This is a genomic window from Catellatospora sp. KI3 (assembly GCF_029948125.1).
In the GTDB taxonomy this organism is placed as follows: domain Bacteria; phylum Actinomycetota; class Actinomycetes; order Mycobacteriales; family Micromonosporaceae; genus Catellatospora.
Genome location: NZ_JASAMB010000012.1, coordinates 153439 through 175827, shown reverse-complemented (window position 1 = coordinate 175827; position 22389 = coordinate 153439). Strand labels below are relative to the sequence as shown.

Genomic DNA, 22389 nt, shown 5'->3' with positions numbered 1-22389 from the left:
AGTGGGGAGCGCCGGTGCCGCTGTCGTTGTACGTCCTATCCGACTGCGGCACGAAATGCCAGTCGTAACTGTTGGCGTGCAGCGTCGTACAGGGCGTTGGCTCGCCATGCCTCGTACTCAGCTGCGGTTACTGGTCGGGCAAACCACCGGTAGTAATGCTGGCGGGCGATCTTCAAAACCCGGCACGTCACCGCGACGGGGATGCCGTGGCCCGGCACAGGACCTCGTTCTCCTGCTCCAGTAGTTTCAGCCGCTTGCGCGCCTCGCGGAGCTCTGCGGACACGGTGCTGGTCACGCCTGGTTCGGTGCCGGCGTCGACGTCGGCGGCGCGCATCCTTTGAACAGCGTCATCGGGTGGACGCCGAAGTCGTTGGCGATCTGCTCGACCGTCACGCCGGCATCGCGGGTCCGCGCGACCCGCACGACACCGTCACGGAACTCCTGGCGTAGGGCTTGGGCGCGGCGACACCCTTCCAGCCTGCCCGCATGGCAAGCCAGCTCAGATGTGACCTATCGGTGCAGCAGACCTCTACTACCGGTGGCTTGCCCGACCAGTCACCGATGCTGAGTACGCCCAGGCGTGGCGAGCCAACGCCCTGCACGACGCCCACCGCGACGACCCGGAGTTCGGCTACCGGTTCCTGGCCGACGAAGCCGCCGCGGCCGGGCAACCGATGGCCGACCGGACCGCGTGGAAGATCTGCTCCGGGCGCGGCTGGTGGAGCAGTTTCGCCAAGAAACGTCGCGGCAAGGGACGCAAAGTCGGGCCACCGGTCCATGACGACCTGGTCCGTCGGGACTTCACCGCCGCCGGGCCGAACCGGTTGTGGCTTGCCGACATAACCGAACACCGCACCGGCGAGGGCAAGCTGTACCTGTGCGCGGTCAAGGACGCCTGGTCCAACCGGATCGTCGGCTACTCCATCGACTCGCGCATGAAGTCCCGCCTGGCCGTGAACGCCCTGCACAACGCCACCGCCCGCCGCCGCGGCGTCGCCGGATGCGTGGTGCACACCGACCGCGGCAGCCAATTTCGATCAAGGAAGTTCGTCGGCGCGCTGCACCGGCACCGCATGCTCGGCTCGATGGGCCGGGTCGGCGCGGCCGGCGACAACGCGGCCATGGAATCGTTCTTCGGCCTGCTGCAGAACAACGTCCTGGACCGCCGGTCCTGGGCCACCCGCGACCAGCTGCGTACCGCGATCGTGACCTGGATCGAACGCACCTACCACCGGCGCCGACGCCAGCGCCCGCTCGGCAAGTTGACCCCCATCGAGTTCGAGACCATCATGACTCCACAGGCCAGTCAGGCCGCGTGACTACACCTGTCACCTATCGGTGCAGCAGACCCCGCCGTTGATCTCGCGAGTGACTGCCTTGATCTCGTCACCCGGCTGGGCACGAAGCCGGTCCCGACGTGAACCCGCACCCGCAGCGTCCGCCTTTCAGGCTGACCGCGCGGCCATCGATCTCAGCGACCATATGCGGCTTTCGTGCCTGACCCGGAGGCCATGTCCCACATTGACATCCCTGGGCATTAAAATGAGAGCTCCCAGCCCGTGTCACCGCCTGCGCATGTCCTCGTGCCCGAGCCGTTGGCCGCATCCTGCGTGCACATGATCCTTGCGCAGCACAGCCGTCACTGCCACGCTGCGACCCTCCACAGTCGTCGCGGTGTCAACCGGAGGCTTGGACGGCCCTGCGTACGGAGGACTTGGCCGCAGCTTCCTGTTCGATGGCGTAACCGCGTGCCAGGCAAGCCCGCGCGAACTGCCCTATTCGGTCGTCTCGCTCGGCGATCGCGGCAAGGTGGAAGCGGCTGTGGCTGTTGAATGGTCGCCCGGCAACGTGGTTGGCCTCGCCTATGTCGATGACGTCGGATTGGAGATTTGTAGGGATGTGGTCCACGATGCGGGCTGCAATGCGTGCGCCGCCGAGATCTGCATCCGTGCAGATAACCACTCTGCTGGATTGCTGTGCGGCTTGGGCGATCAGGCTGAGCACGGCGGTCGGGGGTTGGCCGTGGCACCAGATGACGGGGCTTTCGGGGTAGGCGTCGCAGGCGGCTTCGGCGGCTTGCCGGTTCTCGATGACCAGCAGGGTCGAGGACTGCGCTGGCAGCAAGAGTGAGATGTCGTGGCCGGTTGGCAGTCGGATGTCGTGTGGGCCGGGGATGCCAGCAAGGTTGATAGTTCCGGCACGGGTCTTGACTCTGATGGGTCCGCCCAGGCCGATGTAGGGGTTGCGCGCCAGGCCGAGTGCGACGATGGCCTCTTGTTCGAACCCGAGTTCGGCTAGTAGGTGGTGGACGTCGTCACGTGCCTTGGTGAAGCGCGCATGGGTCTGAACAAAGGCGCGCACGGAGTCATGGGTTCGGCCGTTCGCAAGGTCGTCAGCTGCCCGTATCACCCAGGCGAGCCGATCAGTGTTGGTTGCCGAGCCCAGTGCTCGGGCGACGCCGGGCCAGTCTGCGATGAGCGCCTCGGCGAGCTCTGCCGCCTGGGCGCGGATGTCGTCCGCTTCGTCCTCTCGTCGGCTGCGGTCTTCGGCGTGCGCGTGGGCCAGGTCGGGGTGGGGGTGCAGCCGCCGCGGGGGTTGCACGAGTGCGCTGATCCGAAGATCGTGCTCGATGGTCAGGCATCCCGCCTTGGCCAGTGCCGAGGCGATGCGATGGGCGTCGGGGCCGAGCCTGCCGGTGACGCTGGTCCAACTGCGGGAGCCGCTGGTGATCCACTTCCAGTCGCTGTCGCTGACGAGGCCTGGCGGCCGGGCCGGTGCGGGTGGAGGAGTGGCCGAGCGCAGACGTACCCTGCGGATCTTGGGCCGGTCGAGGCGATCACGGGGGTAGCTGCCGGTCGCGGGAACGGGTGCGTAGGCGTGCAGCCCTTCGGGCACGCCGTGCACCCAGCCGAGGACAAGTTCACGGTCGTCGCGAGCCGGGTTTCCGAGGTCGCGTTCGTCGCTCATGTCTGCGGCTCCGGTCGGTAGGAGATCATCCATTCGGTGAGCAGGCCGACACGGGCCTGGTTGGGCTCGCTGCCGATGACGACCGGGGCCTGGTTGTAAGGCATGGTGTCGGAGGTGCGGCGCAGCTTGATGTACAGGCTGGATGCGGCGACAGCGTACCTTTCCATGTCGTCTTGCAGGGCGCCTACGACGCTGATGGAGCGGTCTCGTCCGATGTTCTCGAACAGGGCGACGGCGTCGCGACGGTGTGCAGCCCCGAGGTTGCGGCCGAGCTCGTCAAGTACCAGCAGCAGGGGCCGGTCGCCGGTGCCGGCAAGCGCCGCTGCGCAGACGAGTTTGACAGCTTTGTCGTCCATTTGTGCGGTATTGCCGCGTAGGCGGTAGGAGGCGGGTGACTTGCCCTCGCCCCGCCGCCATTTCGGTGTTACCGACCAGCGCCACGCCTTGTCGGGGTCGGCGGGCGGTTCCGGCTCGGGGAAGTCCAGCCCGCCACCGTAGCCGCCATAAGCCTTGTCGATGCGGTCGAATTCGCTCGAGACCTGCTTCAGCTTGGCCTTGATCGCGGCGGCGATCGTGGCGCGCAGCGCCTCCGACGCTTGCCGTGCCTCCTCAAGCGCCGCTTCGGCGCTACGCAGCGTGGCGGTCTTATCGGTTCGCTGGCGTTCGATCTCGGCTTTCTGCTGCTTGTCAACCTGGGAGTACTGGTCGAGGTGGGTGCTGACTATCCGCAGTAGCGGGGGGATCAGCCTGATGCGGTCGTGGGACCGACGCGAGCGCCGCTGCTCGTCGACGATACGCAGTTCCTCGGGCAGCTGCTCTGCTGGCGTGCCGAGCGGGAAGCAGGCGTCCCTGACCTGGCCAGCCAGGGAGTCGGCGGCGTCGTCCCAGTCGGATTGCGGCATACGTTGTTTCTGCTCGTCGAGCTCAAGCAGGTGACGACGTGCGGCTTCGGCGGTGGCGCCCCAGGCAGCGTGCCGCTCGGGCAGATCGAGGCCGTCCCTGCGGGACGTCAGGTCTTCCCAGCGGGTTATCGCCTCGCTGCGCTCCCGCTCGGCTGATGTGACCTGGTGCCGAACGGCGGCGATGCGCAGTTCGCGGGCGGCCTTTTCCTGTACGGCCTGCTGGTGGGCTTCGGTGGCCGCAGCCAGCGGTGCGGCGAGTAGGCGCTGGGCGTTCTCGTTGTCGTCGTTGCGCGAGCGCAGCTTGGCGATACGGGCGCCGATCTCGGCCGCGTCCACACCTGCCTGCGCAGCGTCGCAACGCACTTGGGCACGGTCGAACTTCTGCTGAGATACGGTGACTGCCGCCTCGGCTTTTTGATCAGCTTCGGCTGCCGTCTGCACTGCGGCGCGGGCAGCCCTGATGCGGCCGGCGCGGCCGGTCAGCGGCTCGGCGAACCCATTGACCGCCCGCACGCCGGCCGCCGTATCGATGTGTGTCGGTTCGGTTCCGGCCCGCTGGGCCAGGCAACCAAGGAACGCGTTCAGCGCGAAGCTCTCGTGGTTGGTCGCTGGCAGGTCGGCGCCACGGTCGGGCGTGCTGTCCGGGCCGTCGGCACCCACGACTAGCGATCCCGGCAACCCTGCCAGAATCTTGGCCGCGTGGGCGGCGTGTTCGTGGGCTACGACGATCGCGTGGCGGTAGGGCAGTAGTCTGGCTTCCCATACCGCACGCTGTGCCTCGGTCAGCGAAACCACGTCCACCAGCGGCACCGCATCGATCGGGACCGCACGTAGCATTCGGACCTGTGCTGAGGACACGTCCTCGCCCCGCTCGGCCGCTGCCAGCGCCCGGTTGGCTGCTGCCAGCGCGGCGATGGTGACACCCCTGGCTTGCTGGGCGCTGCTCAGGTCGCTTTCTGCCTGCCGTCTCGCCTGGGCAGCCTCCTCCACGGTCATGCCGTCGGCCGCCTGTGCCTTCAGTTCAAGCTCACGCTTTCGTCCGGCGAGGGCCTCCAGCTGGCCGATGGTGTTGCTGTGGTCCACCCTGAGCACGTCCAGCTCCGCCTTGATCTGCTGGAACCGCTCGACCCGTTCGCGGTAGCTGCGCTCGAGTGCCTTGTCGTCGGTGAGCCTGCCGAGGTCGGCCTTGGCCTTAGCGATGACGGGTTCGAGATCTTTGCGGGTCTGCTCGTTGTTCTTCAGGTCTGAGGTGATGTCTTCGTACTCGGTGATTCCGTCGAGCAGGTGACGGGCGCAGCGGCTGCGCCAGCAGTCCCTGGCCTCGTCAAGCAGCGTCCGGGCGTGCTGGCGGGAGTTGATGCCGCGTTCCACGACGCTCATCCGCGTGTCCCACTCGTCGTACTGCTCGCGCGCCTGCTGGGCGGTGGCGGCGTGGTTGTGCTCCTGTGAGCGCGCTTTCTGCTCCTGTTCCAGTTCGCCGGTCAGCCCGGTGAGAGCCCCGATCGCGTCGAAGATCTTTTCGGGGCTCAGTTCGTTGAGCGGCTGCGCGAGCAGGTTGGCTGTCAGGCTGGCCCGCACCGACGTCGACAGGAACGACACACAGCGCACGGTGTCGCCGTAGAGCGTCTTTGCCAGCCGGTTGGCGCGGATGTCGGTGCGGCCGTTGCTCTTGGGCAGCGCGTTCCAGAGCGTGTCGGCGCCGGCGGCGCGTTCGTTTTCGGTCTCTCCGTAGGGCAGGTGCAGCCGTTGCACCCAGCGAACCTCGACGTGTGGGCTCTGCCGGTTGATACGAAGCCATACAGTCAGTACCCCGGCTTCAAGATCGTCGATGGTGTCGGCTGCTGGTGGCGCGAACACGCCGACGATGTAGCCGCGGTCGGCGTTGGCGTGCATGGCCTCCTGGCCGGCGAGTTCGGCGGTGAACAGCAGTTCGGCGGCGGCTTGTGCACCGGACTGCAGTCGCCACTGGTCGTCGGCGTGCAGCAGGCTGAGCCCGGCGATGAACGAGGACTTTCCTGCGCCGTTGGAGTCGGTGGGGCCTTGCCCGGCGACGGTGATGAGGCCGTTGGCGATGATCGGCACCGGGTGGGTGGACAGCCGCGAGATGTTGACCATCTGGACGCCGATGAGTATCCGGTTGCCGACGACGTCATGAGGGCTGTCATCGTCAGCGGTGGCGATGCGGGGGCTCGTCACAGGGGCTGTCCCTTCGGGTGCTGGCTGCGGCGCTCACGGATCGCCGAGGCGAGGGGGTGATCGGGGGCTGCGGCGAGGATGAGCTGTTCCTGTAGGCGTTCGCGTGCGGCCGGGGTAAGGCGTTGCAGTTGCGGTCCCGGTACGTAGCCGCCTTCGCTGTCGCCGCTGCGTACCATTCTGATCAGCCCGACGGCGGCGAGCCGGCTCAACGCCAATCTGGCTTCAGTGGAGGGCAGCTTGCTGTGGCGCAGGATCTCCGCCGCAGCGGTCGGATGCGAGCTAGCCCATGTGTCGTTGTTCAGCTGCTCCTCACTGCGCGGGATGGCCACCGAGTGCACCAGCACGAGCGTCAGCACCGCACGCTCCAGTGTCGTCAGCGGCTGCCATCCCGCGGCAGTGAGCCCGGCTGCGATCGTGTCGTCGAACCCGGAGGTCCAGTGCAGGCCGCCGTCGACCGTGACCAGCGTGCGGCCGGTGCGGCGCAGGAGATCTTCCAGACTTGTGCGCGAGCTGGCGTCCTCCATGGCTGGCAGGTACTGGCGATGGACCGGTTCGATGCTGTGTTCCAGCAGGGCGAACGCCGCTTCGATGTGTTCGCGCTGCCGGTCGTTGAGGTGCCCGAGCGCCTGTGCGAAGATCGGGTTGGGTCGGCTCACCTGATGCCGCCTTTCCCGGTGTCCTGCGCGGCAGGGTCGGCGGAGGGGATCATGCGCCACAGCTCGCGCAGGGTCGTCAGCTCCAGCGGCCCCCACGACGCAACCCTGGGACCGAGCTGCACGACGCGGGTGCGTTCGTCGAAGCGCAGCCACCCGGCCCAGGCCAGCCTCCGCACCGCGCCCAGCAGCGCGCGATGGCGGGTCTGCCCGTCGCGGCCAGGCGTCAGATGCGCGAACACCGCCGCGATCTGGTCCAATGCCGCTGGCGCGCCGGGCCACATGTCGGAGCCGGGGTCGGTCCAGCAGCAGCGCAGGCAGGCCGCGAGCACCCGCATGGACCCTCGTGGGTCGCTGACCGACTGGCCGGGCAGGCCGTACTCTTCGAGTACCGCGGGCCCTGCCGCCTCGGGCAGGTTGGGCAGCAGCCACACCGCCTGCGCGTCGGCTTCAACCAATCGGCGCAGCCCGGCAGGGGTGAGCCCACCCGGTGGGACGCGCTGCGGACCCCCGGAGCGGATCTTGGCCCACCACAGTGCCGCGTCGTGGTCGCTCACCGTACGCCCTCCTCTGCCGTGCCGGTGCGACCGAACCATCCGTCGGTCACCCATGTTGCCGCCGACTCGACGTCGACACGCAGACCGTCACCCCAGGTCAGCTCGTACGCAAGCTCGTCGCGGTGATGGATCGCGATCATGTGTGACAGCACCTGCCGGCCGGCGGGCCACGGCCCGGCCTCGCGCAGCAACCGGGCCACACTGATCCGGTTACTGCCCGCGAGCAGCAATTCAGCCAGCTCGGCCAGCCTCGGGCCCTCGGTGTCACGCTCATGCTCGGTGGGCGTCGGATCGTCGTCGGTGCGCGGCCGCGGTGGCTGCACCCGGCCGGCCTCGGCGTGCAGACCCTCCTCAACCGCGTCCAGCAGCGCCTCGACCGGAAAGTGGGGCGCGGGTGCGTCGAACAGAAGCCCGTCCAGCGCTGACGCCAACACCGACGCGTCGCTGTCGCGCGCGAACGTGCGCCACCGCTCGGCGGGCAGCAGGCCCAGCGCCCTGGTTTTGCCCGCGTGGGCCAGCAGACGATGCGTCGCCGTGCTGACCGCGTCGCGGTAGCCAGCCAGCGCCATCCGCAGCTCGCTGCAGGCAGGCAGCAGCTGTGGCCACTGTTCCGCGGCGGCGTCGTGGTACTCCTGGGCCTTGTTCAGCAGCTCCTCGTTACCCAGCAGCGGCCGGGCCTGCTCACGCAACGCCTCGATGGCCGCGGATGTCGCCAGATGCATCAGCGGGTTGGCCAGCAGCCGGAACACGTTCGTGACCTCCACAAGGTGAGCACGCGCATCCGCGGCAGTCGCGCCCTTGTCGTCCAGCGACATCCGGGCCAGCGACAGCAGCCGGTGCAGCTCAGCCTGGCCACCGGTGTCGCCGAGGCGCCGCAGGAACAACAGCATCACGTACGGGGCGAACGTGGCCTGGTAGAACATCTCGTTCGGCCTGTCGTTGACCTTGACAACCGCCCGGTACGAACGAAGCACCGAGAACCGGCGCCGCACCTGAGCATCTGGGAAGCCTCGACAGGCCACCGCAACCTGATCCACGCTCAGCCCGCCGGGGCCCGCCCCGGCGAAGGCGTCCAAGATCGACTCGTCGACCTTCACCGAATCGGCGTCATCGACCATGGCGTTGGACTCACGCGCCAGAACCGCGAAGACCTGCTGGTAGATCCCCACGACGGCAGCTTCGGCCACATAGTCGTCGAGCGTGGGTGCGGAAACCTCGGTCACAGGTAGCACACGATAGCGCAGAGCAGCGACACCACTGCACTCAGAGATAGCGCCAGCACCGGACAGGTCATCTATCGAAACTGTTTAGGTGCGTGCGGGCGCAACCGAGGCTGCCTGCCTCGCAGGCAACTCGCCAAGGCGAGACGACGCTCCGAAACCGCGTGACCAGGCGCCCATGCGCAGAGCCGTTCTTCCTCGGCCTCGACGACGAACAGTGGTGGGCCCACAACCGAGATCCCATCGAGTCCACGTCAACATTCTTCGTGGGGCTGTCGCAGGCCGCCCAGCGAATCATCTTCACGACCACGAGCCAGCGCGCTCGCACCGGTCGGATCGCCAAGTTCTTCTCCATGCTCGACGAGGCAGGCGTCCCCGAGATAGATCACAGCTGAGACAAGCCTCCGACCCAGGACACGGGCCCATGCGCGTGAGAGTCGGGCCCCGGCGAAAAGCCAGTGGCGACCGCAGCTGGGGTAAGTAGCCTTGTCCGGTGACGATTTTTGACTGGTGTCGGCACTGCGGCGTGCACAAGCCCATGACGGAGGAGCACCTGCCACCACGAGCCGCGGGCAACGCGTCGCCGATCACCGTCTACACCGAACGGGACGGAATGCTGGCAGTCCTGCGCAGTTACCAGGACGGGCACACAATCCCGTCGCTGTGCTTGGCCTGCAACAACGGCGCCGGAGACCGGGGACTTCCGCAGGCCTACGCGCTCTGGCGGGACGACACCATCGGGCACCTGCAAAGGGCCGCCGCAGGGTTCCACCACGTCACCGGCCAGCCGCACAACGACATGTTCTGGGTCTTCAAGGATACCGGAGCCTTCACCCTGCCAATGGAGCATGGTCGCGGGCTCGGCACAGAGCATCTCGTCACCCTGAACCCAAGCAGGATCATCCGCCAGGTGCTCGGCATGATAATGGCCGTTCAGGACTCGCGACATCTGCTGGACGTCTACCCGCAGCTCGTATCCGCCTACCGGTCGGACAAGCCCGCTTCGATCGAGCCGCTCACGGTGCACGTCGCCCTCGCCAACGTCGACCTGGGCTACTTCCGCAATGGCGTGCTGTCCGTCTCGGTCGACCTCACTGGCCAGGCAACGAGCAGCAGCACCCAGTTCTGGGCAGTCGCCTTCCCTCCGTTCCTCATCTTCCTCGCCAACGGCTCAAAGCCACCCATCGAGGCGACCCGCATCGACCAATGGCTTGCGTACCCGGCCGGCAACGCGTTCAGCAAGCGCGACCGCAAGATCGTCTATCCGATCGCCGATCCGCGCGAATTGCTCGTCCGGAAGCTCTATCAGGATCAGGCGGCGCTGAACAGCTCGGTGGGCCGCCATATGTACCCATTGCCTGACACACAGGAAAGTGTCACCGGCTAGCATGTCGACGCGACTGCCGCGCCATTGCTAGGCCGGTCCTTGGCCTGCGGTCTGCTCGCGGTGCCTCGGTGTCTGCACGTGCGCGGGGACAGGCTCCGGCGGAAGCGTGCCCCCGCGCCGTCTCGCGAGGGGCGCCCGCGACGCCTCCGCAGACCGGAGTCATCGTCTTTCGGGGAGTTGGGGCGGACGAGCCGTCCTGTACGCCGGAGTCTGGGGTACCTATCCATCCGGACCGAAGGTGTTATGCGACGAGTAGGAGGAGCGTCTACCACAACTTCACAGGTCCGGCGCGCTGGCCGCGCTGCGGCCGCTGACCTCGGCAGCCGCCCGACTAAGGGCGGCACGCCAGCCGCGGGTGTGCGAATCTTCGCCACAGCAGCGGACCGGCGGTCGAACCGGCCAAGCCGGTCGAGGGGCCGTGGTGATGTCGGATGTGGATTCACACTGTCGCGAAACGTGTTGAAGGCTGCGGTGTCGCCCCGTAGCGTCGGTGTCCTAGATAGAGGCAAAGGGGGATGAGATGAAACCGGACGCGGTGCACGTGGAGGAGGAGGACGCTGAACATCGAAGGGTGACGACCTTGCGACTCCAGGCCGCACGCGACGACATCCAAATGCTCATGCTCAGCCGGGAAATCTGCCAACGGACGACCCGGATCGCCGAGGCAAGTGATCACGTAAGCGGCAGCCCGTTCTTCCTATACTGGCTCATCAGCCAGTACGCTCAGGCATCCTGCATAGCCATCCGGCGTCTCACCGACAAGGACCCGTCAACCAGCTCTCTGGTAGCAGTATTAAATCGAATCCGCTCCCGGCCTGGCGCATACCGGTACCGGTTCCTTCCTTCTGACTACAGGGCCGAAGGCGGGACGACGGTCAATCCACAGCGGGTTGGCCAAGATGTCGATGAATTGCGGACTGTAGCCGAAAAGGTGATCCAATACGTCAACAAGCATCTTGCTCACCTGGATAAGGCTCCAAATATGGCGATTCCAGACCTTGCTGAACTTAATAAGGTCATCGATTTGCTGGGCGAACGCCTTCATCGGTATGAGTTGCTGGTAACCGGTGTCGACCTAATGTTGCTACCCGTGCTTCAGTTCGACTGGACCACGGTCTTTGATCAGCCGTGGCGCACGGTCCTAACGCCCTAGTCGGATCCCGAAAGTATATGATGAACTCAACGAATGAATGGCCACTCCGGGGCAACCCAGATGAGCAGGTGGGTGCTCCCCATCACATTGTGCCTCGGTTTCAGCTTGAGATGTGGTCGAATTCGGCCAAGGAAATCTTGGTGGTTCAGAAGACCTCCGGCAAGCGATTCCGGACTCACGTCACAAATGCTGGCGCTGAGCGTGACTTCTATACGTACGTCGGTGATGACGGCGAATTGCACGGGCATGCCGAGCAGATGCTATCCAAAATCGAGGATCAAGCCTCATCAGTAATCAAGAATGCTCTGGGGGTATTTCAAGTCTTTCCGCCACAAAGCGAAGACAGGGTACTGCTCGCAACTCTGATCGCTTTTCAAATGACGCGGGGGCGAAAGACGAGACGAGCACTTGAGTTGCAGGCAGACCTGATGGCAAGGCTTCGACTGTGGAACGCAACGCCCGAACAGCTTCTGAACTCTCTCGCCGATGGGGGCGTAGAGGTAGATTCCGGTAGCCTGGACGCGACGCGAGAGTTTATTGAGAACCTCGATTCCTTTGAGTTCAGCGTCGATCCGAACGTGCACATCGGCTCCATGGGGCAGAATGCGCTCGGTGCGCTCCCATTTCTCATGAGGATGCGCTGGTACCTTTTCGACTACGGCCAGCCTTCTCTTTTGACGTGCGACGAGCCGGTTGCGCTCTATATGCACAACCCGCTGCCGACGGACTCTCTTGGCCTCGCCACTGCTGATGAATTGTGGTATCCGCTTAGTCCGCGACATCTCCTCGTGCTTACACGCCACGATGTTGGAGCAGAGGGCGTGCTCCCTGGCGATCCAGCAACCCTGGCCACGGTTAATTACAGGCTTGTGCAGAACGCATACGAACACATCTTCATGCATCCCGACCACGACGTTCTGCCCACGGAGATGCCCGATGACATGCCGCTTTTTGAGGTTGCTGGAGGCCCTAACGCGGAGATGCTCACCCGCTACAACAGGCCCCCGACGAACCGTAAAACGGAACGACGCCGTAAACGTCGCTAGAGCCAACTCGTTTAGTTGAGTCTATTCGCAAATACCAGACGGAATTGTAGGTCGGCGACACCGTTGGCTCGCATCTCATACACGTTGCCGACCAGCCTGCTCGAAGGTAAACGCGCGGGATGGAGATCCTGCGGCCCGGTACGCTTTCTGCATCAATGATGAGCAGTCGCTCGGCGTCCCCAACCGAGTACCACTGGGTCCGGAGGATCAGCGCGGTCCATCCGGCCAGTTAGCGGCATTCGAGCAGACATGGACGAGCGCAGCTTACGGGCCGCGGTGTAGGGCACGGAAATGGTTCACCCGGGGCGATGTGCGAGATCGTCATGCTGTCGACACCGGCTGGGTGACGCCGCCAGTGGCAGCAGCAACCGACGCCAGTGGCAATCATGAATCATGTAACAATGCTGGTCAGTGTCATAAACTACTTGTAGTCCGACATGTTTGGCGCGGGTACATGAAGGCCCTGATTGCAAAGATCGACGTCCGGACCGACTGCGAAGGCCTCCGACTGTTCCACGCAACATCCAGGAGGATCCACGTATCTACCCCGTGGCGTCCACTGAGAGCATCGGAGTCGTATCTGGGCCCGTCGCCGAAACAACTTGTTCTGGGGCAACCGGCCGCTCTGCGCCTCACTGGCGAAGACCATGCGCTCGCGGCCCTGCTGCACGCCGTCACGGACCAAACCAACAAGCTTGCCGGTTGCCTCGCGAATGACAGCTTTCTCACCGATGACCTCGTTGGCTAAGGCGACGGCTCGGTGTGGGCTGATTGGCCAAATGACATAGGGCGCCTCTAGGAGACTCGGTCGGACGTTGCGAATGAAGGGGATAAGGACCGGTGCATCGCATGTCAGGAATCGGCCGTCGAGGTCATGCCACACCTCGATCTGCCGGGTCGTGAGCACGTCGGCAGCCTCCCACATCGCCTTGAACAACAGTTCGGTGTGGATGCCGGCGGCGAGAAAGGGGTTCTCGGGGTCGTTCATCTCGGTGAACTGGTCTGGATTCTGTGCAACGAGCCACGCATGGTGTTGTTGCCGGAGCCGCCGCATTTGCAGGGTGCGCATGTGCTGTACAGCGACCGTGACACCCAAGGCGATCAGATCGTCGAACTCCAGAACGTTTGGGTCTTCGATATCGTTGAACAAAACCTGTAACCGTCGAAGTTCATCGTCTACGACGCCGAAGAGCAACTCCACCCGATTGTGAGCAACGCCATTCGGCCCCACAACTCGATAAAAATTCTCCTTGACACACACATCGGCGAGCCCGAGCGGCTTCACCGCTCCCGTAACGGTGTCGAGGGTCCATATACGCTTGCCGTCAAAGGACCACCGACGAAGGTAGGTCCTCGGTACGTAATGATGCTGGCGGCTCACCGGGTCCTTGGCCGTCTGCAAGCTCAGCAACTTGTCCATGTAAGCGCGTGCGCGTCCGTGCAAGGAGCGGCCACCAGCAGTAAGGGGTACCTGACCCCACGGGTTCCGAACCTCCTTGACCAGCCTCCAGCCGTCCACATCCTCACTCAAGTGCGCGAACTTCACTGTAGGTCAGCTCGTGGCGGTGACCCTCTGGGCAGAGCCATTCGTCGAGGGTGGTCGGAGCCATACTCGGCCGTTCGTTCGGCTTGAGCGGGCGTTGACGCTCCGGCGGCTGTACGGTGATCTGCGCATCAGCGCCGCACGTCCTGCACGGCTTTGTCCATACCATGTTGCTCACACATCCCCGGCTGCTACAGCAATGCAGACCGTCGGTCCCTCAACTGGCAGCTGCTGGAACCGGAAGTCGCGGTAACCTGCCGTCGGACGGAGCCGACGCCCTGCCTGACGTTTTCTGAGCAGTTCGACGATGATCTCGGTGTCATCGACGCTAAGCCCCGCGGACAGACACTTCGTGCGCAGTGACGCGGTGGTGACGTTCCGCCACCGGCTTGGCACATTCATCATGTCGGCCTTCAACTTTGCCACCTCGTTCCACTTCAAGCCGGTGCTGTAACCCGCCGCCCACCTGGCGATCAGATCAATGATCTCGTCTACGTCGTTCGGCAATCCTTCGGCCATGCCGTCAGTGTCCGTGAGCCATCTGACAATCAGCGACGGTGACCCCATGGCACGGCGGTGACGTGTCGTCTTCTCCAGGTGCGTGGGCCCTGAATGCGCTGTTACACGTCGAATCGCGCCTCGAACGCAGACGGTCGTCACCCTTTTGGGTGACCAAACGTATTCGCGGGCGCCACTCCAGCTCTTAACTTCGCGGCTGCTAGCGGCGGGTGGCCGAGCTCAGTTACCAGGTGCCGGACGCGACGGCACGCGACTCGACAACGATGTTCGGCTGGCCCGAGGTCAGGCTCTGGCACACCACGAGCTACGTCCTAACGGCGATAGGTCGTACCGCCGCCGCGTACTCGGCGCAGGACACGGCACTGGCGCTCTATGGCTCGACGTCGCTGGCACCGGATCGGGCCAAGGTGGAGCTGCACAAGGCGCGGTGCCTGATCATCGACGGCAGCGTGTCCGAGGGCCTCGATGAGGCACATCGAGTACTCGACCACCTTCCAGCGGCCCGCAGCGGCTCGGTGCTCAGCATCGCGCGCCGGGGAATGGACACCGTGCCGCAGGTCGAGACGCACCGACCTGCGGCGCTCGCGCTGCGCGAACGGCTGCAGCTGACCCCATGACCCCCATCACCTACGAAACGCTCGACCAATGGGCAGTCGCCCAGAACCGCGACGCCATCGTCGCCGTGTATGCGTCCGTCTTTACCGAGCCGCCGTACTTCGACACCCCTGAGCAAATCGCGACGTTCGGCGATGATCTGCTTTCTCACGCAAGCCTTCCTGGTTTCAGATGCGTGGTGGCATGCCACGGCCAGGAGCTGGTCGGATTCGAGTACGCCATCACCATGGAAGGCAGCAGGTGGTTCCGCCGGGCGGCGGCGCCTCCGCCGGACTTCCTAGCGGGAGTCGACCGCTGCTTCATCCTCGAGTGGGCGGTTCTGCAGGCGTGGCGAGGACGCGGCATCGGCGAGGAGCTGATGCGCCGCGTTCTCACCGACCGGCCAGAGCGGTATGCGGTGCTGCCGGCACGGCCGCACGCTCCCGCTATGGCCGTCTATCGCCGGGCCGGGTGGCAGAAGGCCGGTGACAGCTATCCAACGCCGGAGAACCCGCGACCGCACATGGAGATCATGTACCTGCCATTACCCTGATACGTTGTCCGCACGATATTGGTGAGGCTGCGAAGACAGGTCCGACGCGCCATACCCGAACGCGCCGACCAGGTCGCCCGCCGGTCCGCCAGAGGCAGCCCCAGCGGGCGACCGCCGGTATGTGAGTCAAGTGCTCGTGCCACCCACGCCGACACTGTCGGCGCCGCCTCGGCCCGCTGTCGCCACGGGTTGATCGACGCCTAATTCGGTCTCCAGAGCGTTGACCGCGATGGTCCACGCGTCGATGTCCTGCAGCGGCGGTTGGGAGTCCGGATTGCGGCCGTGCAGCAGCTCGCAGATCGCGCTGTACACCCCGACGGCCGCCGAGACTCGGCGGAGACGCTGAGTCTGCTCGGTATGTGCGAGCCCTGGATCGCCAAGGCTGAGGTATAGGCGCCGTTCGACCACCGAACCCTCAGGCGGCGCGGCGATCACTGAGCGCGGCAGCCCTGCTGCGGCGCGTTCGATGCGCACGCGCAGGATCAGCGCCCACAGGGCCGCCTTCTCGTCGGAGCTGCCTGGCCATGCCGTGTACGCAGTTTCGAGATCGGTGATGCTGACGTCGGAGAACTTTGCCACGTCAGCCACCAATCCCGTTGACGACGCGAATGATCTCGCGGGTGTCGCGCACCCACCGCTGTAGGTCACCATTCGGCACGCGGCCGTGGGACCCGCCGTTGAGGGCCCGGATCGTCTGGTCATAGGGATGGGTAGGTACCGGCTGGATGCCCGCGCGTTGCGCGTACTCGTTGAGAAGACCCAGCTGTTCACGGGTCTTTCGCTTCGCCCGGAGGTCTTCGGCCACCTTCGCCTCAGCAAGCTTGATGCGCCGTGCCATGATCTCGATCTGGGTCACGACCTCCGTGTCGAGGGCCTGACGGCACAGCGCCAGCGTCATGGCCGTAGTGGCCTCCGGGGTGCCGATAGGCTTCCTGGCCTCTTTGTCCAGCATTTCCTGCAGGTCGTCGAGCAGGTGCGCACCCGGGCTGGTGACGTGTGAGATTCGAACCTGCGGCTGCGGTGCGCCGCGCCGATCCATGCGCATGTGGGTGGGCCGGGCGCCGAACGCCCGGAACTCCCGCCAGAGTCGGTCGTCGTGGGTGAATACGACCACTTGGAAACGAGTGGCGAGTTCGAGCAGGTGAGCGGCGAGGTAGCGTACGCGCCAGGTGTCGAACGCATGGATCGGGTCGTCGAGAATCAGGAATCCGAACGGGCTCTCCGGCTGGGTGGCTCGGGGGAGATACGTCGCGAGGGACAGGGCGTTGCGCTGGCCTGTGCTCAGCACGGCCGAGCTGTTGCGGCCGGCCGGAACCACGACATCACCGTCGGCCAGCGCCAGTGCGACGCTGCGCTGGCGCTGGGTTCCGCCGGTCAGCGCGATGTCGATGAGCCTCAGGTCGGTATCGGAGTTGAGCACAGCCCACAGCTGCTTGACCTGGGTGCCGATCGGCCCGAAGATCTCCTCCCGTGAGGTGCGCAGCCAGGTGTCCACTCTGCGGTTGAGCCGCTCAGCGACTGCCAGTCGCGCGAGCGCTGGCCGAGTCCCGGTCAAGGTCTCGATCCACAACTCGATGTGAGCCTTGATGGTTGCCTGGGCAGCGATGGCTTCGTCTCGCACAGCGAACAGCTGCTCGCGGATCGGTGCATACCAGACCGCCAGATCGGCACACTCGTCCAGGACCATCGTTAGTGTCTCGGCGGACATCGTGTACGGGCTCAGGTCGGCGGCGATGTGGGCGAGCCGGTCCCACTGCTTGATGCGCAGCTCGTACGCGGGGGCGGCCTGCCGGTGCAACGCTTCACGTAGGGATGCTGGAAGCGCCGGCGGCAGGCACGAGGTGAGGTTCGCCAACGCCTTGGCGGCTGCTGTTTCGGCCACCCCTATGGCGTCGGTCGTCTCGTCGAGGCGGATCCTGGTGCTAGTCGCGATCTCCACCCAGCCGCGACCTCCAGCCTGGCACAGGGGGCAGACATCGTGCTCACGGTTGCGGGTCAGCAGCGGGTTATCGTGGTCGAGCAGCCTGGCAAGAGCGTCGCGGACCGCTGCCGCGCCAGGCAAACTGGCAGCTCGGGCACCAGCGAGGCGCTGGAGCGCGGAGACGGCGCCGCTCCGTCGGACGCTGTCGTCCTGCCAAAGCTCGGGCAGGCTCGGCGGAGGTGGGGCCGTGTCCGCCAGGTCGCCGACGAGCGCTCGGATGTGCTGCACCGTGTCCGGATCGGCGGCGGATCCACAAGAGCGTAGGAGCGACTCGAGGTCTGGGCGGCCGCTGCGGTGCACGGAGTTGACCGCCGTGCTGAACGTTCGATCTAGCTCACGCCTAGCTGCCATGCCGGCTTCCCTGACGGGTTTCAGTCTGGCCTGAAGCTCTTCCAATGCGCCGAGTTCGAGCGCGTCCTTCAGGAACGAGTGAAGGTTGCCCGGATCCTGGATGACCTGGGAGACCTCTGGGTATAGCAGGACCGGCATGTAGCGGGCGAACGCTTCAGCCCACTCAACGGGGGGAGTGGCGGACATGCCCGCCGAATCGCGCCACGATACGACCTTGTCCGATCCGCACACGATCTCGACGTCGCGGTGGCCGTTGGTGACCGTCACAAGGATCTCGCGGTCGCCGCAGTGGACGTTGTCAGCGAGGACCTGGTAGGCACGCTGCGAACCACCGCTGAGATTGTGCCGGAGTCCGTCAGCGACGCTGGTCTTGCCAGTTCCGTTGCGCGCCGTGATGAGAGTGAGCCCGGGGGCGGGGGTGAAGCTCAACTCGACGGGCTGCTGTCCGACGCCGATGTGCCCACGCACCCGGACCGACCTGACGTACCACGGTCCCTCCGCTGTGATGACGCTGGTGGCGAGAGTAATCCCCTTCTCTCGTACGATCTCGAGCAGTAGCTCGCGCATGGCGGGTTCGAGCCCTGTCGCGGCGTCGGCGATGTCCTGCCAGGTGAGTAGCACGTCGCGCGGCGTGGCTGTGGCGTCCACGTGGGTCCTTCCAGGTGTGGGGATGGCCGGTGGACAGTCGCCGCGATGCCTCGTGCCGGGGTGAGCGTATGGACCGGCGAGCGGCCCAGCAGCGAGCCGGACAACATAGCTGAGCCGGTCCCGGGTCGTAAAACTGTTTCGCACCCGGGTTCACTCGAATGGGTGGTGCGCTGGAGGTGAACGTTCACGCAGCCGAAGAGGCGAGGACGAGCCCCTTGTCCGCCGGCCCGCGCGGAACGCCTGATGACCCTGAGCAAGGGCCTACTCGGTGTCTGCCTCCGCCGGGCCGATGAGGCGGGTGGAGGTCGTCAGCTCCAGCCCGGCCACGAACGGCACCAGACGCTGCGCGAGGTGTGCCGTCCGGTGCGCGACGAAGCCATTGCCATCGCCGTTGCTGAGGCTTTCCCACGCCACTTGGGGGATACCGTGGCTGGCGAGGACCTCGTTGCGATCCGCAGATGCCAGGTTGGTCAGCGCTGACCGGACCGAGGTGCCGTTTCGTGTCGGTAGGATGATCCGGTTCGCGGGCCGGTAGTCCCGCTCGATCACCTGACGGAACAAGGTCGAGTCGCTGGTCGCCAGCAGGCTCGCCGTGTCGATCGGCTCGTTCGCGGCGTTTCGTCGGGCGGGGAACTCGGCCAGTTCCCAGATCAGATAGGCGCGGGTGCGAGCACTGTTCAGGTTGAACTTCTCCGGGATCGGCTCGACCAGGTCCTTCTTCAGCGTCAAAGTGCCGTGCCCGTTGGCGAAGGCGATCATCTCGTCCAGCGCTCTGCGCACCGCAGTGGAGTTGGCGCTGGCGAACGCCTCCGTCCAGGACGTCTTCCAGAACCAGCTCCGGAGTGCGGCTAGTTGGGTTCGCGTCGCGTTCGGTTGGTGGTGGAAGAAGACAGTGAGGAGCATGAGCTGATGGGCGTAGGGCAGGTACTTGAACAGCGGCACCTTGGCCTCATGCTGCAAGAAGGCTGCGGCCGCCGTCATTGCGTGTGCGGTCTCCTCTGTCGCGGTGGCCACCCGACCATCAACCCGCCGTACGACCGCGTTCCAATCAGGGGCCATCACATCCTGCTCGCCGGCGATCGCGAGCACCGTGCGGAACACGGTCTCCCGCCGCGGCTCGCCGAACCCGGTGTCGGCGATCTGCGAGACGATGGTGTCGATGCGCTCGGCCAGTGTCACCTGGCCGCTCTCCCGGAAGGTCAGCGCTGAGACCATCTGATCCGAAGTGATCTTCTGACCTGCCTGGTTGACCCGGGCGAAGACCTCGACAGCCTGGTTGAGATCCCCGCCGATGAGGTGACTCAGAGCGATCTTGTATGACTTGACCCGCTGAGTGATCAGCTCAGCCTGCTCGACGAGGTGTTGGGCATTGTCCAAGCCCTCGCGATCGACCATCTCCCGGGAGAAAGCCAGGAAGTCCAGTGTCCTCAGTACTGACCGTAGCGGGAGGTAGTGTGCTGGCGCCTGGTCGGGCTTGGGAAAATGGCGGTACGCCGATGCCTTGTCGCCTGCGCGTAGGTCCCGGTAAACCCACCAGCGCCAGTCCTTAGGGTCGTCGCCGCGCGGTGCGTCGCTTGCGCGGTAGAGGCAGCCGAACAGGGTGGAGATCCGCTGGTGGCCGTCGAGGATGTAGGAGACGCTCGCGCCAGGCTCCGGGGATGGGATCGGTATGTCGCCGATCTGGTCGAGGCTTTGCACGGGTTCGTCGGTCTGCCAAACGAGCAGGCTGCCGACTGGGTACCCGCGCTCGATGCTGTCGAACAGCTCCAGCATCTGCTCCGGCCGCCATACGAAGGGCCTGTTGAAGACAGGGACCCGCAGTTTTCCGTTGGCGACCCGCTCCAGCAACTCGTCCATCATGACGATCTCAGGACGTACGGACATCGTGATGTTCGCGTTAACCATGATCTTCCTCAAAGCACTCGTTTGATCTTATCCAGCAGGTGCAGCAGCTCGTCGTGCACCTCTTCGCCGAGGGCGCGGAAGTCGTCGAGGGTGAGCGTGAGGTCGTCGGGAACCAGCGGCTTCGGCAGCTGCTTGCGGTATCCCGAGTCCCAGATCCGACGACCTTCGGGGCTGAAGGCATCGGAGATCGACTTGGGACTCTTCGCCAGGCCGTATTTCATGTCGATCCAGCCCTGTTGCTCCGTCGGCAGCGAGCGAAGGTGCCTGAGCAGCTGGTCGGCGTGCTCATGGGGGGACAGCTCCAGGACGGCATCGGGCAGGTAGTTCTCGACCTCGTGCCGCCACCAGATGTGGATCAACGGCTCCTTCGCCGCTCGGCTCGCCAGCTCCGCGGGGGTGGTCGCCTGCTGCGGCAGCCGTTTGTCGTTGTCCTTGAGCACCATGACTCGGCATACGTGCTGAAACCGCTTGGCCGCCTCGTCGGCCAGCCAGGGTTGGTCTCCGCCTCCGCCCGAGTGGTCGATCCTCAGCCAGTGCTTCTCGAGCGCTTCGAGCAACTGGCGGTCGTACGCGCCGAACACCGCCTTCAGCAGGCTGCCGTCGTTGCGGGCGTTCTCGACGATGATGACGGCTGGCAGTCCCAGATCCCCGACGAGGTCCGCGACATTGGCGGCGGTGACCGTCACCGGCGGTGAGGCGTTCTCGGACAGCCGGTCGGTGCTCGTCCAAGCGGAGGCGGTGGCCGCGGTGAAGAGGTACTCGCTCCAACTGGCCAACCCCGGAGCCTTGGCCTCGAGGTACCTACGGGCAGTCTCTGCCGTGGAGGGCTCCGGCAGCCAGTCGTGCCGACGCTCCATCGTGAACTCGAGCAGCTTGAGCACGGTCATGACGTCGGCGACTTGATCGGAGAAGACTCCGTCTTCGATCTCAAGCAGCATCGGCGTGCGCCCTTCTCAGCTGGGCGGCGGTGAGTGCCCGCACCTCGTCGAAGTCTTCGGTGAACACCCCGTCCGGCCACGAACTCAGGCGTCCGGCCTCGTCGACGGCGATCTCCTCCGCGTGTGCGGCGCGACCGTCGTGGTGCACGAAGTAGATCCCCACATCGGCCGGCGTCACGAGGTTCTCGGCGATGCGGCGTCGCAGACGCAGCAGCAGGGCTTCGCTGTGGGTCTCGATGAGAAACCGTTTGCCGGTCTTCTTCGCCGCGCGAAGGTAGAGATCGGCCAGCTGGGCGTGGGCGGCGGGATGCAGATGAAGCTCCGGCTCCTCGACGATCTGCAAGCCCGAGGAGCGGCCGGCGGTAAGTTCGTCGATTGCCTGCTGAGCTAAGATGGGCAGGATCTGGGTCACCCCGGAGCCGGCGTCGGCCACGTTGACGCTCAGATGTGAGTCACGACGCGACCGTAAGACCGTGGCGTACAGCCGGCCGTCCGGCACCTCGTCCAACTGCCAGTCGGGCAGGACCTCCTGGAGGAGTTCGTTGATCCGGCGCCGGACCCGCCCTTCGCCCCGCACCTCGTCGTTGGCCAGGACGGCGGACAGGTGCTGTCCTCCGTCGCCGAGGCTCACTGGCTCGCCGACCGGCAGATAGTGCTCCCGCTTCGGCCGGTCCCGGAAGGGCGACAGATAACCGATCCTGCCGAACGCGGATGCGCACGCCTGAGCCAACTGGACCGCAGCTGTCGGGTAGCTCCTGTGGACGAATTCAGGGAATTTTTGCGGTGCCAGTCCGTCGAACCTCACCGGCCCGAGCAGCACATGGTCCTGGCCGTCGGCACCGAGCCAGCGCTGCCGGTAGAAGTTCTTCTCTTGCGTCCACTCCAGTGAAAGTGTGCCCTCTTTCAGCACCACCTCGAATCTGGACACGATCTGCAACCGCTCGCCGTCGATGTTCTGAATCTGCGCCGTCGCGGAGCGGACCAGGCGGTCGTCGAACTCGAACTCGACGGAGATCCGTCCGTGTGGGCTGTGTCTGTAGACGAGATCGGTGAACGAGCCGACACTGTCCGGACCGAGGCGATCGAGGTCCAGTGGTGCGCGCTGCAGTGTTGTCGATCCCTCGCTGAATCCGGTGCCGAAGACCATAGGGGCCCGAGTGAAGGCACTCTTTCCCGAATTGTTCTTCCCCAACACCACCGTGACCGGCTTCAGGTCGAGAGTCTGGCTATCCTTGAAGCAGCGGAAGTTGCTGAATGCCAGCTTCGTCAGCATACG

The 22389-nt window shown here is 65.4% G+C and carries 18 protein-coding genes and 2 pseudogenes; 7 read left to right on the top strand and 13 right to left on the bottom strand.

The features are described from left to right. Window positions 1-113 precede the first annotated feature (113 nt). Window positions 114-280 (bottom strand): annotated as a pseudogene (locus QEZ54_RS20520) (IS3 family transposase); the annotation flags it as partial. 250 nt (window positions 281-530) lie between these two features. On the opposite strand from QEZ54_RS20520, the pseudogene QEZ54_RS20515 reads away from it, so the two are divergent. Beyond that, window positions 531-1319 (top strand): annotated as a pseudogene (locus QEZ54_RS20515) (IS3 family transposase); the annotation flags it as partial. Window positions 1320-1677: 358 nt separating this feature from the next. Here QEZ54_RS20515 and QEZ54_RS20510 read toward each other — a convergent pair. The 5 genes from QEZ54_RS20510 to QEZ54_RS20490 are packed head-to-tail and all read right to left on the bottom strand — an operon-like array spanning window position 1678 to window position 8498. Further along, window positions 1678-2967, bottom strand: a complete 1290-nt coding sequence (locus QEZ54_RS20510) for a DUF2399 domain-containing protein (RefSeq protein WP_281306286.1) — start codon at window positions 2965-2967, stop codon at window positions 1678-1680. Further along, entirely contained in the window at window positions 2964-6065 is a 3102-nt protein-coding gene (locus QEZ54_RS20505) for a hypothetical protein (protein ID WP_281306285.1), read from the bottom strand. Before QEZ54_RS20505 ends, QEZ54_RS20510 begins: the two co-directional genes overlap by 4 nt. After that, entirely contained in the window at window positions 6062-6721 is a 660-nt protein-coding gene (locus tag QEZ54_RS20500; protein ID WP_281306284.1) for a hypothetical protein, read from the bottom strand. The genes QEZ54_RS20505 and QEZ54_RS20500 overlap by 4 nt, the downstream gene beginning before the upstream one ends. Then, window positions 6718-7275, bottom strand: coding sequence for a hypothetical protein (locus tag QEZ54_RS20495; protein ID WP_281306283.1), 558 nt, complete (start codon window positions 7273-7275; stop codon window positions 6718-6720). The genes QEZ54_RS20500 and QEZ54_RS20495 overlap by 4 nt, the downstream gene beginning before the upstream one ends. Continuing rightward, complete coding sequence (locus tag QEZ54_RS20490) at window positions 7272-8498, bottom strand: hypothetical protein (RefSeq protein WP_281306282.1); 1227 nt, start codon at window positions 8496-8498, stop codon at window positions 7272-7274. Before QEZ54_RS20490 ends, QEZ54_RS20495 begins: the two co-directional genes overlap by 4 nt. 161 nt (window positions 8499-8659) lie before the next feature. Here QEZ54_RS20490 and QEZ54_RS20485 point away from each other — a divergent pair, with 161 nt between their 5' ends. From QEZ54_RS20485 to QEZ54_RS20470, 4 genes are all read left to right on the top strand, one after another. Continuing rightward, window positions 8660-8890, top strand: coding sequence for a hypothetical protein (locus QEZ54_RS20485; RefSeq protein ID WP_281306281.1), 231 nt, complete (start codon window positions 8660-8662; stop codon window positions 8888-8890). A gap of 98 nt (window positions 8891-8988) precedes the next feature. Beyond that, window positions 8989-9882 carry a hypothetical protein gene (locus QEZ54_RS20480; RefSeq protein ID WP_281306280.1) on the top strand — a complete coding sequence of 298 codons (894 nt, stop codon included), beginning with the start codon at window positions 8989-8991 and terminating at the stop codon, window positions 9880-9882. Between the two features lie 520 nt (window positions 9883-10402). Next, window positions 10403-11035: a hypothetical protein gene (locus QEZ54_RS20475; RefSeq protein ID WP_281306279.1), complete on the top strand. Its 633-nt coding sequence runs from the start codon at window positions 10403-10405 to the stop codon at window positions 11033-11035. A 17-nt stretch (window positions 11036-11052) separates the two neighbouring features. Further along, complete coding sequence (locus QEZ54_RS20470; RefSeq protein WP_348650557.1) at window positions 11053-12081, top strand: DUF4238 domain-containing protein; 1029 nt, start codon at window positions 11053-11055, stop codon at window positions 12079-12081. 421 nt (window positions 12082-12502) lie between these two features. Here the strand turns inward: QEZ54_RS20470 and QEZ54_RS20465 are convergent, their stop codons facing one another. After that, window positions 12503-13501 (bottom strand): DUF4238 domain-containing protein, encoded by a 999-nt coding sequence (locus QEZ54_RS20465; RefSeq protein WP_281306277.1) that lies wholly within the window; start codon window positions 13499-13501, stop codon window positions 12503-12505. A gap of 297 nt (window positions 13502-13798) precedes the next feature. Then, window positions 13799-14143 (bottom strand): hypothetical protein, encoded by a 345-nt coding sequence (locus tag QEZ54_RS20460; RefSeq protein ID WP_281306276.1) that lies wholly within the window; start codon window positions 14141-14143, stop codon window positions 13799-13801. 209 nt (window positions 14144-14352) lie between these two features. On the opposite strand from QEZ54_RS20460, the gene QEZ54_RS20455 reads away from it, so the two are divergent. Continuing rightward, window positions 14353-14760 carry a hypothetical protein gene (locus QEZ54_RS20455; RefSeq protein WP_281306275.1) on the top strand — a complete coding sequence of 136 codons (408 nt, stop codon included), beginning with the start codon at window positions 14353-14355 and terminating at the stop codon, window positions 14758-14760. Then, window positions 14757-15290, top strand: a complete 534-nt coding sequence (locus QEZ54_RS20450) for a GNAT family N-acetyltransferase (RefSeq protein ID WP_281306274.1) — start codon at window positions 14757-14759, stop codon at window positions 15288-15290. Before QEZ54_RS20455 ends, QEZ54_RS20450 begins: the two co-directional genes overlap by 4 nt. A gap of 126 nt (window positions 15291-15416) precedes the next feature. On the opposite strand, the gene QEZ54_RS20445 is transcribed toward QEZ54_RS20450, so the two are convergent. From QEZ54_RS20445 to QEZ54_RS20425, 5 genes are all read right to left on the bottom strand, one after another. Beyond that, window positions 15417-15869 carry a hypothetical protein gene (locus QEZ54_RS20445; protein ID WP_281306273.1) on the bottom strand — a complete coding sequence of 151 codons (453 nt, stop codon included), beginning with the start codon at window positions 15867-15869 and terminating at the stop codon, window positions 15417-15419. Between the two features lies 1 nt (window position 15870). Next, on the bottom strand, window positions 15871-18270 hold the full coding sequence (locus QEZ54_RS20440) for a hypothetical protein (protein WP_281306272.1): 2400 nt from the start codon (window positions 18268-18270) through the stop codon (window positions 15871-15873). 261 nt (window positions 18271-18531) lie between these two features. Further along, window positions 18532-20175 (bottom strand): DUF262 domain-containing protein, encoded by a 1644-nt coding sequence (locus QEZ54_RS20435; RefSeq protein WP_281306271.1) that lies wholly within the window; start codon window positions 20173-20175, stop codon window positions 18532-18534. Between the two features lie 8 nt (window positions 20176-20183). Next, on the bottom strand, window positions 20184-21113 hold the full coding sequence (locus QEZ54_RS20430) for a hypothetical protein (RefSeq protein ID WP_281306270.1): 930 nt from the start codon (window positions 21111-21113) through the stop codon (window positions 20184-20186). Further along, complete coding sequence (locus tag QEZ54_RS20425) at window positions 21103-22386, bottom strand: DUF3696 domain-containing protein (RefSeq protein WP_281306269.1); 1284 nt, start codon at window positions 22384-22386, stop codon at window positions 21103-21105. The genes QEZ54_RS20430 and QEZ54_RS20425 overlap by 11 nt, the downstream gene beginning before the upstream one ends. Window positions 22387-22389: the final 3 nt, after the last annotated feature.

Coding starts and splice junctions, on each gene's coding strand:
- QEZ54_RS20475 (WP_281306279.1), top strand. CDS start 10,403: ATGAAACCGGACGCGGTGCACGTGGAGGAGGAGGACGCTGAACATCGA.
- QEZ54_RS20510 (WP_281306286.1), bottom strand. CDS start 2,967: ATGAGCGACGAACGCGACCTCGGAAACCCGGCTCGCGACGACCGTGAA.
- QEZ54_RS20425 (WP_281306269.1), bottom strand. CDS start 22,386: ATGCTGACGAAGCTGGCATTCAGCAACTTCCGCTGCTTCAAGGATAGC.
- QEZ54_RS20470 (WP_348650557.1), top strand. CDS start 11,053: ATGATGAACTCAACGAATGAATGGCCACTCCGGGGCAACCCAGATGAG.
- QEZ54_RS20465 (WP_281306277.1), bottom strand. CDS start 13,501: ATGGACAAGTTGCTGAGCTTGCAGACGGCCAAGGACCCGGTGAGCCGC.
- QEZ54_RS20450 (WP_281306274.1), top strand. CDS start 14,757: ATGACCCCCATCACCTACGAAACGCTCGACCAATGGGCAGTCGCCCAG.
- QEZ54_RS20460 (WP_281306276.1), bottom strand. CDS start 14,143: ATGGCCGAAGGATTGCCGAACGACGTAGACGAGATCATTGATCTGATC.
- QEZ54_RS20430 (WP_281306270.1), bottom strand. CDS start 21,113: ATGCTGCTTGAGATCGAAGACGGAGTCTTCTCCGATCAAGTCGCCGAC.
- QEZ54_RS20435 (WP_281306271.1), bottom strand. CDS start 20,175: ATGGTTAACGCGAACATCACGATGTCCGTACGTCCTGAGATCGTCATG.